The 12,790-nt window shown below is 58.9% G+C and carries 10 protein-coding genes; 6 read left to right on the top strand and 4 right to left on the bottom strand.

Annotated features, from left to right (window positions below; all coding sequences use genetic code 11):
- Positions 1 to 20: 20 nt before the first annotated feature.
- The 3 genes from grrM to grrP all read right to left on the bottom strand — a co-directional run bounded on the left by grrM (position 21) and on the right by grrP (position 2,528).
- Entirely contained in the window at positions 21 to 1,217 is a 1,197-nt protein-coding gene (gene grrM / locus SYN9616_RS0108255) for a cyclophane-forming radical SAM/SPASM peptide maturase GrrM/OscB (RefSeq protein WP_369791927.1), read from the bottom strand.
- The gene (gene grrA, locus SYN9616_RS0108250; protein WP_028952661.1) at positions 1,214 to 1,600 is read right to left on the bottom strand and encodes a GrrA/OscA1 family cyclophane-containing rSAM-modified RiPP; all 387 of its coding nucleotides are present in this window, start codon (positions 1,598 to 1,600) and stop codon (positions 1,214 to 1,216) included. The genes grrM and grrA overlap by 4 nt, the downstream gene beginning before the upstream one ends.
- Positions 1,601 to 1,661: 61 nt before the next feature.
- The gene (gene grrP / locus SYN9616_RS0108245; protein ID WP_028952660.1) at positions 1,662 to 2,528 is read right to left on the bottom strand and encodes an extracellular substrate binding-like orphan protein GrrP; all 867 of its coding nucleotides are present in this window, start codon (positions 2,526 to 2,528) and stop codon (positions 1,662 to 1,664) included.
- Between the two features lie 331 nt (positions 2,529 to 2,859).
- Between grrP and SYN9616_RS0108240 the strand changes: the two genes are divergently transcribed.
- Both SYN9616_RS0108240 and rpiA read left to right on the top strand, forming a co-directional pair.
- Entirely contained in the window at positions 2,860 to 3,912 is a 1,053-nt protein-coding gene (locus SYN9616_RS0108240) for a trypsin-like peptidase domain-containing protein (RefSeq protein WP_232200689.1), read from the top strand.
- Between the two features lie 37 nt (positions 3,913 to 3,949).
- A complete protein-coding gene (gene rpiA / locus SYN9616_RS0108235; RefSeq protein ID WP_028952658.1) occupies positions 3,950 to 4,663 on the top strand; it encodes a ribose-5-phosphate isomerase RpiA in 714 nt (237 codons plus the stop codon).
- On the opposite strand, the gene hisD is transcribed toward rpiA, so the two are convergent.
- Positions 4,660 to 5,994, bottom strand: a complete 1,335-nt coding sequence (hisD, locus tag SYN9616_RS0108230; protein WP_051410993.1) for a histidinol dehydrogenase — start codon at positions 5,992 to 5,994, stop codon at positions 4,660 to 4,662. The two genes, rpiA and hisD, sit on opposite strands and share 4 nt — an antisense overlap.
- A gap of 97 nt (positions 5,995 to 6,091) precedes the next feature.
- On the opposite strand from hisD, the gene rpsT reads away from it, so the two are divergent.
- From rpsT to SYN9616_RS0108210, 4 genes are all read left to right on the top strand, one after another.
- Positions 6,092 to 6,388: a 30S ribosomal protein S20 gene (gene rpsT, locus SYN9616_RS0108225; RefSeq protein ID WP_028952656.1), complete on the top strand. Its 297-nt coding sequence runs from the start codon at positions 6,092 to 6,094 to the stop codon at positions 6,386 to 6,388.
- Between the two features lie 45 nt (positions 6,389 to 6,433).
- The gene (locus tag SYN9616_RS0108220) at positions 6,434 to 7,222 is read left to right on the top strand and encodes a TatD family hydrolase (protein ID WP_028952655.1); all 789 of its coding nucleotides are present in this window, start codon (positions 6,434 to 6,436) and stop codon (positions 7,220 to 7,222) included.
- 282 nt (positions 7,223 to 7,504) lie between these two features.
- The gene (gene rpoB, locus SYN9616_RS0108215; RefSeq protein WP_028952654.1) at positions 7,505 to 10,798 is read left to right on the top strand and encodes a DNA-directed RNA polymerase subunit beta; all 3,294 of its coding nucleotides are present in this window, start codon (positions 7,505 to 7,507) and stop codon (positions 10,796 to 10,798) included.
- 60 nt (positions 10,799 to 10,858) lie between these two features.
- Positions 10,859 to 12,763: a DNA-directed RNA polymerase subunit gamma gene (locus SYN9616_RS0108210; RefSeq protein ID WP_028952653.1), complete on the top strand. Its 1,905-nt coding sequence runs from the start codon at positions 10,859 to 10,861 to the stop codon at positions 12,761 to 12,763.
- Positions 12,764 to 12,790: the final 27 nt, after the last annotated feature.

The raw sequence follows: 12,790 nt of genomic DNA, 5'->3' as shown, positions 1-12,790 counted from the left end.
ACAAAAATTGAATGAAACAATCAAACGGCTTGTTTGATCGCTGGTTGTTGAAGAGGCGGACCTTCTTCAAAGCGTTCAAGGAGGACCTGAACGGGGATCTGGGTGCCGAAACGACAGGCGTTGGTTTCGCTGGAGGCGAGGGTGCCGTGTTCCCAGAATTTATTGCTGCCGTTGCCACCGCCGCAGAGGCCGAAATATTCGCAGCCGTCGTGGCAGCGATCGACGCCTGCGTTCATGTCATCCATCAATTGACGGAATCGTGGGGTTTGGGTGGAGTCGAGGAGGGAAAGGTCTCGAATGTTTCCGAGGTTGAAACTTCCGTAGCGATCACTGGCAACGGAGAGCAGTTCTGGATCGAAGGTGGAGAAATTGCCTTGGGAGTCGACGCTGAGGATGGAGAAGGGCCTGTTGAGCTCGTTCTGGGTCATGCGTTGATTGCCCTGGATCAGGCTGATCACCTGATCGAATTCGCGGAGGATGACGGGATAGCCGTCCTGCTCGCTGAGGCGCCAGAAGGCCCGCAGGAAATCCCTGTATTTGGCCTCCATATCGGCCCCCTGCATGGATGAGGAGGTGTTGATGCCCTCCTGCTCCTCCACGTTGAAGCCGACATCGTTGATGCCGTGGTCGCGGAAGAAGCGGTACATCCGCTCGGGTTGCTCCATGGCCTCGGCGGTGAGCACGGAGATGCAATGAAAGTGAACGTCATTGCGATGGAGGGTTTCGATGCCCTTCATGGCGAGGGCATGGGAGCCGCGTCCATTGCGGAAGCGCCGGTGTGCGTCGTGGATGTCCTCGGGCCCATCAACGCTGATGCCAACGATGAGGCGATTGCGATGGAAGCAATCGCACCAGGCGTCGTTGATCAAGGTGGCGTTGGTCTGGACGTGTTGATCGAATTGGATGTCCTGGGCACCGAACCGATCAAGGGAGCGATAGATGATCTCGGTGGCCTGGTCGTACCAGCTGGTGGGCAGGGTGAGGGGTTCACCGGCGTGCCACACCAAGGAGAACTCGGGCCCGGCATAGGGGCTTTCGAGGATGCGCTGCATGAGCAGCGGCAGCATGTCGAGATCAAAGACGCGCTTCTTCTGCCGATCGGGGAGATAGCAGTAGGAGCAATCGAGATTGCAGAGGGAGGTGGACTGGACCACCACGAGACCAATGGGGCCGAACCTGCTGAGGTTGGGCCCTGTTGCTGTTGTGGACGAGATCACCAGTTCACGAAACCGCCGCCGCCGTTTTTCCAGCCGCCACCGTTCTTCCAGCCGCCGTAATAGGAGCCGTTACCCCACTTGGGCCGACTGTTGCTCCACTTGCTGCCGCCTTTGCCGTTCTTCCACTTACCGGAGCCGCGGCTGTTCTTGAACTTGTGGCCACCGCCATTGCCCCATTTGCCCTTGGCGACGAGCTCGCCATCGAGGTCAACGGACTGGAGAAGGCCGCTCCAGTTGCCGCTGCGGGCCTTTTCGATGCGTGACTCGAGGGAGTTCGATTCGAGCTGATCTGGGGTGTTGTAAACGGAGGAGGCTTCTGCGCTCTGGCAGATCACGGCACTGGAGGCCAGCAGAGCTTGGAAGGCGATTAATGAGCGTTTCATCGGTTTCTGTAGAGGTTTGGTCCTTGGTTGTGACGTCGAATCGCAGTTGGGCTGAACGCCGTCAAATGCCTGCCGTGACGGAGGTCGACATCTCAGCTGTGGTGCTCAGGATCAACGAATACAGCCCGGTGATGGCTGTTTCGGTGAGTTTCACGCTGCTTGTCGGTCCGATCCAACGGTTGACCATTTCGCGGGTTCCAGCATCACCATCCACATAGGACTGCATCACCTGGCCGACAGCAATGTTGGTGGAGGAAAGCAAACTCCCATTTTTTTGGTTCACGATGCAGCCAATCCCTGCACGTCCATAAGGACGAAGCGGTACGAGATCTGTGCTGCTGGCGCTGCTGTTCGCAGCAAGCCAAAGCGTGCCACCGCCCAGGGCGCTGATTTCGCCTGAATTGAAGGCTGACAGCGCATCAGCAGGCGTGGCGAAAGGTTTGAGATTGACACCAGGGATGACGCTTTTTAAGACCATTGCCGATGCGGAGTCCTTGACCACGCCAACGGTTGTTCCGGTCAGGGAATCTGGTGTTCCATCAATCGTCGTATTGCTGGCTGTAAGAAGGCGGGTGCCTCCGATGGCGAACGGGAGGCTGTAACTGAGCGTGGCTGCTCTGCCCCATGTAAAAGCAACGCCACAAGCGATGTCTGCCTTTCCAGAAACCACGGCTCCCAAGCCGTCCTTGACGGACGATGCCACTTGGTAAGAGACCGTGCGACGCCCGGACTGAATGCGGATCTGCTCCAGCATGTCTACCCCGAAACCTTCGTAGCCGTTTTCGGTTTTGGTGTAGAGGGGTTTGACCTCTTCAAGAATGACCGCTTTCAGCTCAAGGCTTTGAGCAGATGCTTTGGGGCCACACACCAAAGGAGCAGCAATGGCAACCAGGGCTGCTCCAGATGCCAGAAACTTGGAGAAATGCATGCAAGCAAATCATGTGCATTTTGAATAGCAACGCCATCAGGGCTTGGCACCTTCATGACCCAAAAAACACATCTCTGATCTGATTCGGATCATCCAAAGACCCAACCGGCGCCACCGTGCTCATGGAGTCTTCACCAGACGCGTGAGTCGCTGCAGAATGCTCCCAAATGCCGATCTAATGGAGGTCAGGCTGACGACAGTCGTATGGACGCTCGATCGCATCACTCAAGAAAGCTGAACCCGAATCCTTGTGAGATTCCCCTACAACTGATCGAGAGTTGGCATGAAGTTGATGGTTGATCGATGGCTTCATTCACTTTTGATCGGGTTGATGCTCCTGCTCGGCATTCAACCGGCGATGGCGCTCGAGCACAGTTTTGTTGCTGATGTTGTGCAGCGGGTGGCTCCCTCCGTGGTCCGGATCGACACGGAGCGGCCGGTCGAGCGTCAACCCTTTGACCCAACACTGATCGACCCCCTGTTACGGGATCTCCTTGGCGATCCCCCTCAAGGCCCCGAACGAGAACGGGGCCAGGGATCGGGGGTGCTGATTGACAACAAGGGTTTGGTGCTCACCAACGCCCATGTGGTGGAACGTGTCGATGCCGTGACGCTCACCCTGGCGGATGGAGAACAGCGTGATGGACAGGTGATTGGCACCGATTCAGTCACGGATCTTGCCCTTGTGCGCCTGGAGGGGCGTTCAGCCCCCCCCTCAGCTCCACTGGGGGATTCCGAAGCGCTCGAGGTGGGCGACTGGGCGATAGCCCTGGGCACGCCCTATGGCCTTGAGCGAACGGTGACGCTCGGCATCGTCAGCAGCCTTCACCGCAATATCAACAGCTTGGGCTTCTCCGATAAGCGGTTGGATCTGATCCAGACCGACGCCGCGATCAATCCTGGAAATTCCGGTGGCCCTCTGGTTGATGCCGCAGGCAATGTGATCGGAATCAATACGTTGGTGCGCTCTGGCCCAGGGGCTGGCCTTGGTTTTGCAATTCCAATCAACCTCGCCAGGCGGGTCGTGGATCAACTGCTCGATCAGGGTGAGGTGGTGCACCCTTACATCGGCCTTCAACTGGTCCCTTTGACGGCCCGCATCGCACGCGAACACAACAAGGACCCAAATTCGCTGGTTCAGTTGCCGGAGCGCTCAGGAGCACTGGTGCAGAGCGTTTTGCCTGATGGCCCTGCTGAAAAGGCTGGCTTGCGGCGTGGCGATCTGGTTGTCGCGGTTGCGGACACCAAAGTGCCGGATCCCCAGGTCCTGCTCGAAGTGGTCGATTCAGCTCGCCTTGGAGAACCTCTGCCTCTGCATGTTCTGCGGCAGGGGCGTGAACTGACCCTGTCGGTGAAACCGGCTGCGCTTGCGGGGATGAGCTGAACACCTTGCTACGTTCCCGCCAGTTTCTTTTGGCGCGTTGGCTGATCTCCAGACTCAGATGAAGCAGGCGGTCGCAGATGCCGCCGTCGAACAAATCAAGGACGGCATGGTTCTTGGTCTGGGATCAGGTTCGACAGCTGCCTTGATGATCAAGGCTCTGGGTTCGAAGCTCGCCAGCGGAGAACTCAAAAATATCGTCGGTGTGACGACCTCGTTTCAGGGGGAGGTCCTGGCTGCCGAACTCAACATCCCCCTGCTCAGCCTCAATGCGGTGGAACACATTGATCTGGCGATCGATGGAGCCGATGAGGTGGACCCGGGGTTTCAGCTGATCAAAGGGGGTGGGGCCTGCCACGTTCAGGAGAAACTGGTCGCCGCCAGGGCTGAGCGTTTTGTGGTGGTGGTTGATTCCACCAAGCTGGTTGATCGCCTCAACCTCAGCTTCCTGTTGCCGGTTGAGGTCTTGCCTGGGGCCTGGCGTCAGGTTCAGCAACAGCTCACCTCCATGGGCGGAAATGCGGAGCTGCGGATGGCCCAGCGCAAGGCAGGACCGATCGTCACGGATCAGGGAAACCTGGTGCTGGACGCCAAGTTTGAAGGAGGGATTGCTGACCCCGTTGCTCTCGAGCTGGCGATCAACAACATTCCCGGTGTCCTGGAGAACGGTTTGTTCGTCAACCTTGCGGATGAGGTGCTTGTCGGCGAAATCAGCGGAGACGTTGCGGGTGTGCGCAGCCTTGAAAAGCGTTAGTTGAGCCTTAGCCGCACCGATTCGGCATGGCTGTGCAGTCCTTCGCTGCCAGCCAGTTGTTGAACGGCTGAACCGGTCGCCTCAAGCGCTGCGCGATTGAATCCGATCATCGAGCTGTGGCGCATGAAGGTTTCCACACTCAGCGCTCCGCTGAAGCGAGCTGCACCGCAGGTCGGCAAGGTGTGGTTTGGTCCGGCGAGATAGTCCCCTACGGCTTCGGGTGACCATGGGCCCAGGAAAATGGCGCCGGCGTTGCGGATCCGTTCCGCCAACGGCTCGGGACGTTCCACAAGCAGCTCGAGATGTTCAGGAGCGAAGCTGTCGCTCAGTTGGGCACAGGTCTCCAGGTCTTCACAAAGGATCACCAATCCCCAGTCGCGCAGTGATGCTTCGCAGATTTCCCGTCTTGGGTGATCCAGGAGCTGTTGGCTCACTGCGGCTCCGATGCTTTCAGCCAGTCCGGCGTCTGTGGTGATCAGAACAGCAGCGGCAAGGGGGTCATGTTCTGCCTGGGCCAGCAGATCAGCAGCAACCATCGCCGGATTGGCGCTTTGATCGGCGATGACAAGAACTTCGCTCGGGCCCGCCAGTGAATCGATGCCGACCCGTCCATAAACGGCTTGTTTCGCAAGTGTTACGTAGAGATTGCCTGGGCCGCTGATCACGTCCACTTTCGGAACGCTGTCCGTGCCGAAGGCCATCGCGGCGATCGCCTGGGCTCCACCGATGCGCATCACCCGGCTGACGCCGGCGAGGTGAGCGGCACCGAGCACAACGGGGCTCACGCATCCGTCCGACCCCGCCGGTGAACAGATCACAATCTCCTCCACGCCCGCCACTCGGGCTGGAACGGCATTCATCAGCACGGTGCTGGGATAGGCGGCCCGTCCTCCAGGGACATAGAGCCCAGCCCGTTGAACCGGTCTCCAGCGCCGTCCGAGCTGCTCCCCATGAGGACCCTGCATGGAGATATCCGTGGGGCGTTGTCGCTGATGAAATTCCTGAATTCGGCGGCAGGCCAGCTCGAGAGCATCACGCAGATCCGGTGGAAGCTCTCGCCATGCCTGCTCAAGACAACCGGTGGGAACCGCAATCGGCTCAGGCCGAAAGCCATCGAAGCGTTCGGTGAACTCCTGAACCGCGGCGTCGCCTCGGCGGCAGACATCCTCCAGGATCTGATCGACCCGTTCGCGAGCATCGCCCTGTTGATCGCTGGTGGTCCGCGACGTCAGACGCCGTAACTCCTTCGCTGCAGTCTCGAGATCCCGCACCAAGCGCAGCGGGAAGGGTGCCGGGCCATCCACCTCATGAACCGCGCTGCTTACAGGCAAGTGAAAGAAGAAAACAGTTGCTCAAGCTAAATCCAAGCTCAGAGGGTTGGCAGGCTTGTCGGTATGGTGGTTGATTGTTCGCATCGTTTTCGCCTCAGTGGCCAATAACAAAGCAGCGAAGAAGCGGATTGAGGTTGCTGAGCGCAATCGAGTGCGCAACCGCACCTATAAGTCCTCCCTTCGCACCTTGATGAAGCGTTGCTTCCTCGCTTGTGACGCCTACACCGAGAAGCCTGGAGACGCCGCCAAGGAGTCTCTTCAGAGCTCGATGAGTGCGGCCTTCAGCAAAATCGACAAGGCCGTGAAAGTGGGCGTTCTGCATCGCAACAACGGTGCCAACCAGAAGTCCAGGCTTTCGGCGGCCGTCCGTAAGGTCCTGGAACCCAGTCGTTGAGTTGCACTCGGCACAATGGGGAGCGAAGGCGCGATTCAGCTCCCCGTGACGTCCACACCCACGCTGATTGACAGTCACTGTCACATCGTGTTCCGCAGCTTCGATGACGATCTCGATGATGTTGCAGCGCGCTGGCGCGAAGCGGGCGTGACTGCTCTGCTTCATGCCTGTGTAGAGCCGTCCGAGATTCCGGCGATCAGAGCTCTGGCTGATCGATTTCCAGAGCTGCGCTACTCCGTCGGGGTTCACCCGCTGGACACAGAGCACTGGCAGGCGGATACGCAGGCATTGCTAAGGCGCTCGGCCCTGGACGATGAACGCGTGGTCGCCATCGGTGAACTGGGACTCGATTTATTTCGGCAAAACAATCTGGAGGAACAGCTCCAGGTTCTGCGCCCGCAGTTGGATCTGGCTGTTGAACTTGATCTGCCGGTGATCATTCATTGCCGTGATGCGGCCGAACCGATGTTGGCCGAGCTGCGTTCACGCCGTTCACAAGGGCGTTGTCCAGCCGGCGTGATGCATTGCTGGGGCGGAACCCCTGAAGAAATGGATGGATTCCTCGAGCTCGGTTTTCACATCAGCTTCAGCGGCACGGTCACCTTCCCCAAGGCAGTTCCAACCCACGAGTGTGCCCGCCGTGTCCCCGAAGATCGCTTCCTCGTGGAAACCGATTGCCCATTTCTCGCCCCCGTTCCACGTCGTGGAAAGCGTAATGAGCCGGCGTTTGTGGCATCCGTGGCCGCTCGAGTGGCTGAGCTTCGCGGTGTTGATCTCGCTTGCGTGGCCGCCAGCAGCACCGCCAATGCTCGGCGCCTGTTCCAACTTCCGTAATCGGTAACCCGGCCTAGCCAATGCACCCTTGAGGTGTAAGATGTTGTATTGGCCTGGCCATGGATTGGAATCTCCAATCTCATGGGCCCCGAAGAGTCCATTCCCTTCCGGTGCACTTGTTGTTGTCAGCTGATCTGACCCGCGATCTCTGAACTCCATCACCCTGCGACCGCTCTTTGAGGGGGTGGTTTGCAGTGCTTGTGATGGTTTTCGATCTTTGTCGGTGAACTGATTTCATCTGATCAGGCCTTCGTCCCTTCGTCCTCTCAGTCGGGTCCCCGCATGAGCAGCAGCGCGATTCAGGTCGCCAAGACCGCCACCTACCTCCCAGATCTGGTGGAGGTGCAGCGGGCCAGTTTTAAGTGGTTTCTGGATAAGGGTTTGATCGAGGAGCTTGAGAGCTTCTCTCCGATCACCGATTACACCGGCAAATTAGAGCTGCATTTCATCGGTAGCGAGTACCGACTGAAGCGTCCTCGCCATGACGTGGAAGAGGCCAAGCGTCGCGATGCCACGTTTGCATCTCAGATGTATGTGACCTGCCGTCTCGTCAACAAAGAGACTGGCGAGATCAAGGAGCAGGAGGTCTTCATCGGCGAACTCCCGCTGATGACTGAGCGCGGCACCTTCATTATCAACGGTGCTGAGCGCGTGATTGTTAATCAGATCGTTCGCAGCCCAGGCGTTTACTTCAAGGACGAACAGGATAAGAACGGACGTCGCACATACAACGCCAGCGTCATCCCGAACCGAGGCGCCTGGTTGAAGTTTGAGACTGATAAAAACTCACTGCTCCACGTTCGCGTCGACAAGACCCGCAAGATCAATGCCCACGTGTTGATGCGGGCCATGGGCCTGTCGGATAACGACGTGGTCGACAAGCTGCGCCACCCGGAGTTCTACAAAAAGTCGATTGATGCTGCCAACGACGAAGGCATCAGCTCTGAAGACCAGGCATTGCTGGAGCTTTACAAGAAGCTCAGGCCGGGTGAGCCCCCCTCGGTCAGCGGCGGCCAACAGCTGCTGCAAACCCGTTTCTTTGATCCCAAGCGGTATGACCTTGGCCGGGTTGGTCGCTACAAGATCAACAAGAAATTACGTCTCACGATTCCCGACACGGTGCGCACCCTCACCCATGAGGATGTGCTGTCCACCCTTGATTACCTGATCAATCTGGAGCTTGATGTCGGCGGCGCCAGTCTTGATGACATCGACCACCTCGGTAACCGTCGTGTGCGTTCGGTGGGTGAATTGCTTCAGAACCAGGTTCGCGTTGGTCTGAACCGTCTTGAGCGAATCATCAAGGAGCGGATGACCGTTGGTGAGACCGATTCACTCACCCCTGCACAGCTGGTCAACCCCAAGCCCCTGGTGGCGGCGATCAAGGAGTTCTTTGGCTCCAGTCAGCTGAGCCAGTTCATGGATCAGACCAACCCCCTGGCTGAGCTCACCCACAAACGCCGAATCTCAGCTCTGGGACCAGGGGGTCTCACCCGGGAACGAGCCGGTTTTGCTGTCCGCGATATTCATCCGTCCCATTACGGACGTCTTTGCCCGATTGAAACGCCTGAAGGCCCCAATGCCGGTCTGATCAATTCGCTCGCGACACACGCGAGGGTGAATGAGTACGGCTTTATCGAGACCCCCTTCTGGAAAGTCGAGGGCGGCGTTGTTCAGCGGCAGGGTGATCCCATTTACCTCTCCGCCGATCGTGAGGACGAGGTGCGGGTTGCTCCTGGTGATGTGGCGACGGATGACGACGGCCGGATCAAGGCCGATCTGATTCCAGTCCGTTACAGGCAGGATTTTGAAAAGGTGCCCCCAGAGCAGGTCGACTACGTCGCCCTGTCTCCGGTGCAGGTGATTTCAGTGGCCGCCTCACTGATCCCCTTCCTGGAGCACGACGATGCCAACCGCGCTCTGATGGGTTCAAACATGCAGCGGCAAGCCGTGCCTCTGCTGCGACCGGAACGGGCCCTGGTGGGGACAGGTCTGGAGACTCAGGTTGCTCGCGACTCCGGCATGGTGCCGATCTCCCGTGTGAATGGCACGGTCACGTTTGTGGATGCCACGGCCATCGTCGTTAACGACGAGGACGGAAACGACCACACCCATTTTCTGCAGAAATATCAGCGCTCCAACCAGGACACCTGTCTGAATCACCGCCCGATCGTGCGTTGCGGTGATCCGGTCATCGTCGGGCAGGTCCTGGCGGATGGTTCCGCCTGTGAGGGGGGTGAGATCGCTCTCGGTCAGAACGTTCTGATCGCCTACATGCCCTGGGAGGGATACAACTTCGAGGATGCCCTGCTGGTGAGCGAGCGTCTGGTCACAGACGACCTCTACACCTCGGTGCACATCGAGAAATACGAGATCGAAGCGCGTCAAACCAAGCTTGGGCCGGAGGAAATCACGCGTGAAATCCCCAACGTCGCTGAGGAGAGCCTTGGCAACCTCGACGAGATGGGCATCATCCGCGTCGGTGCCTTCGTGGAGAGTGGCGACATTCTTGTAGGCAAGGTGACGCCGAAGGGCGAATCCGATCAGCCCCCTGAGGAAAAGTTGCTCCGTGCGATCTTCGGCGAGAAGGCCCGCGACGTTCGCGACAACTCACTGAGGGTGCCCGGCACCGAGCGAGGCCGTGTGGTGGATGTGCGGATTTACACCCGTGAGCAGGGTGACGAGTTGCCCCCTGGCGCCAACATGGTGGTTCGGGTTTATGTCGCCCAGCGCCGCAAGATCCAGGTCGGCGACAAAATGGCCGGCCGCCATGGCAACAAGGGCATCATCAGCCGCATCCTTCCCCGGGAGGACATGCCTTACCTGCCTGATGGCACTCCGGTTGATATCTGCCTCAACCCCCTTGGCGTGCCGAGCCGCATGAACGTGGGTCAGGTCTTTGAGCTGCTGATGGGATGGGCTGCCTCCAACCTGGATTCCCGGGTTCGGATCGTGCCCTTTGACGAGATGTACGGCGCCGAGATGTCGCAGAAAACTTGTGAGGCGTTCCTCAAGGAAGCTGCCAAGCAGCCTGGCAAGGACTGGGTTTACAACTCGGATGATCCGGGCAAGCTCGTTCTGCATGACGGCCGCACGGGCCAGCCCTTCGATCAGCCTGTTGCAGTGGGCTACGCCCATTTCCTCAAGCTTGTGCACCTTGTTGACGACAAGATCCATGCACGCTCCACCGGCCCTTACTCCCTGGTGACGCAGCAGCCGCTGGGCGGCAAGGCCCAGCAAGGTGGTCAGCGTCTTGGAGAAATGGAGGTGTGGGCTCTGGAGGCCTACGGCGCGGCCTACACCCTGCAGGAACTGCTCACGGTCAAGTCCGACGACATGCAGGGCCGCAACGAGGCACTCAACGCCATCGTCAAAGGCAAACCAATCCCCCGCCCTGGCACGCCGGAATCTTTCAAGGTGCTGATGCGCGAATTGCAGTCCCTGGGACTGGACATCGCGGTCTACACCGATGAAGGCAAGGAGGTGGATCTGATGCAGGACGTGAACCCACGTCGCAGCACCCCCAGCCGCCCCACCTACGAATCCCTCGGCGTTGCGGATTACGACGAGGACTGACGGACCAAACGCACCACTTGCGTTCGCACTGATTGACAGCCCTTCTTTCCTTATCCGTCCATGACCAACAGCAACCTCCGCACCGAAAACCACTTCGACTACGTCAAGATCACCCTCGCTTCACCGGAGCGGGTGATGGAGTGGGGTCAGCGCACCCTGCCCAACGGCCAGGTTGTGGGTGAGGTCACCAAACCGGAGACCATCAACTACCGCACCCTCAAGCCCGAAATGGACGGGCTGTTCTGCGAGAAGATTTTTGGTCCCTCCAAGGACTGGGAGTGCCACTGCGGCAAATACAAGCGAGTGCGTCACCGTGGCATCGTCTGCGAGCGTTGCGGCGTTGAGGTCACCGAGAGCCGCGTTCGCCGTCACCGCATGGGCTTCATCAAGCTGGCGGCTCCGGTCTCCCATGTCTGGTACCTGAAAGGGATTCCGAGCTATGTGGCGATCCTGTTGGATATGCCGCTGCGGGATGTTGAGCAGATCGTTTACTTCAACTGCTATGTGGTGCTCGATCCCGGCGACCACAAAGACCTCAAGTACAAGCAGTTGCTGACTGAGGACGAATGGCTGGAAATTGAGGACGAGATCTACGCCGAGGAGTCGGAGATCGAGAACGAGCCTGTGGTGGGCATCGGTGCCGAGGCTCTCAAGCAGCTGCTCGAGGACCTCACCCTGAATGAAGTTGCCGAGCAACTCCGCGAAGAGATCAACGGCAGCAAAGGTCAGAAGCGGGCGAAGCTGATCAAGCGCCTGCGAGTGATCGACAACTTCATCGCGACCGATGCCCGTCCTGAGTGGATGGTGCTGGATGTGATCCCGGTGATCCCCCCTGACCTCCGTCCGATGGTTCAGCTCGATGGGGGCCGCTTTGCCACCAGTGATCTGAACGACCTGTATCGCCGGGTGATCAACCGCAACAACCGCCTGGCGCGGCTTCAGGAGATCCTGGCCCCCGAGATCATCGTCCGCAATGAGAAGCGGATGCTCCAGGAGGCTGTCGATGCCCTCATCGATAACGGTCGCCGTGGCCGCACCGTGGTTGGTGCCAACAACCGGCCGCTCAAGTCATTGAGCGACATCATCGAAGGAAAACAGGGCCGTTTCCGCCAGAACCTTCTCGGTAAGAGGGTCGACTACTCCGGTCGCTCCGTGATCGTTGTGGGTCCCAAGCTGAAGATGCACCAGTGCGGTCTGCCCAAGGAAATGGCGATCGAGCTGTTCCAGCCCTTTGTGATCCATCGCCTGATCCGTCAAAACATCGTCAACAACATCAAGGCGGCGAAAAAGCTGATCCAGCGTGCCGACGATGAGGTGATGCAGGTGCTGCAGGAGGTGATTGATGGTCACCCGATCATGCTCAACCGCGCTCCGACCCTTCACCGTCTCGGCATTCAGGCCTTCGAGCCGAAGCTGGTGGATGGACGGGCCATTCAGCTGCATCCCCTGGTCTGTCCAGCCTTCAACGCTGACTTCGACGGGGACCAGATGGCCGTCCACGTTCCCCTGGCGATCGAGGCTCAGACCGAGGCTCGAATGCTGATGCTTGCAAGCAACAACATCCTGTCGCCGGCCACGGGCCAGCCCATCGTGACGCCCTCCCAGGACATGGTTCTGGGCTCTTACTACCTGACCGCCATCAAGCCGCAGTTAGACAAACCGGAATTTGGAGACCGCAGTCGCACCTTCGCCAGCCTGGACGATGTGATCCACGCCTTTGATGACCAGCGAATCGATCTGCATGCCTGGGTCTGGGTTCGCTTCAACGGAGACGTCGAGGATGACGACGAGCTCGATCAGCCCCTCAAGACGGAAGACCTCGGGGATGGAACACGGACTGAGCAGTGGACCCTGCGTCGTGATCGATTCGACGAAGACGGTGCCCTGATCAGCCGTTATCTGCTCACCACCGTTGGCCGTGTGGTGATGAATCACACCATCATCGAAGCGGTGGCCGCCGCCTGATCCGCCTGATTCCTTACCTCCACTCCG

This window comes from Synechococcus sp. CC9616, from assembly GCF_000515235.1.
Classification (GTDB): Bacteria; Cyanobacteriota; Cyanobacteriia; order PCC-6307; family Cyanobiaceae; genus Parasynechococcus.
Note: the sequence above shows the minus strand (reverse complement) of the source record. Positions and strands in the feature narration are given on the sequence as shown.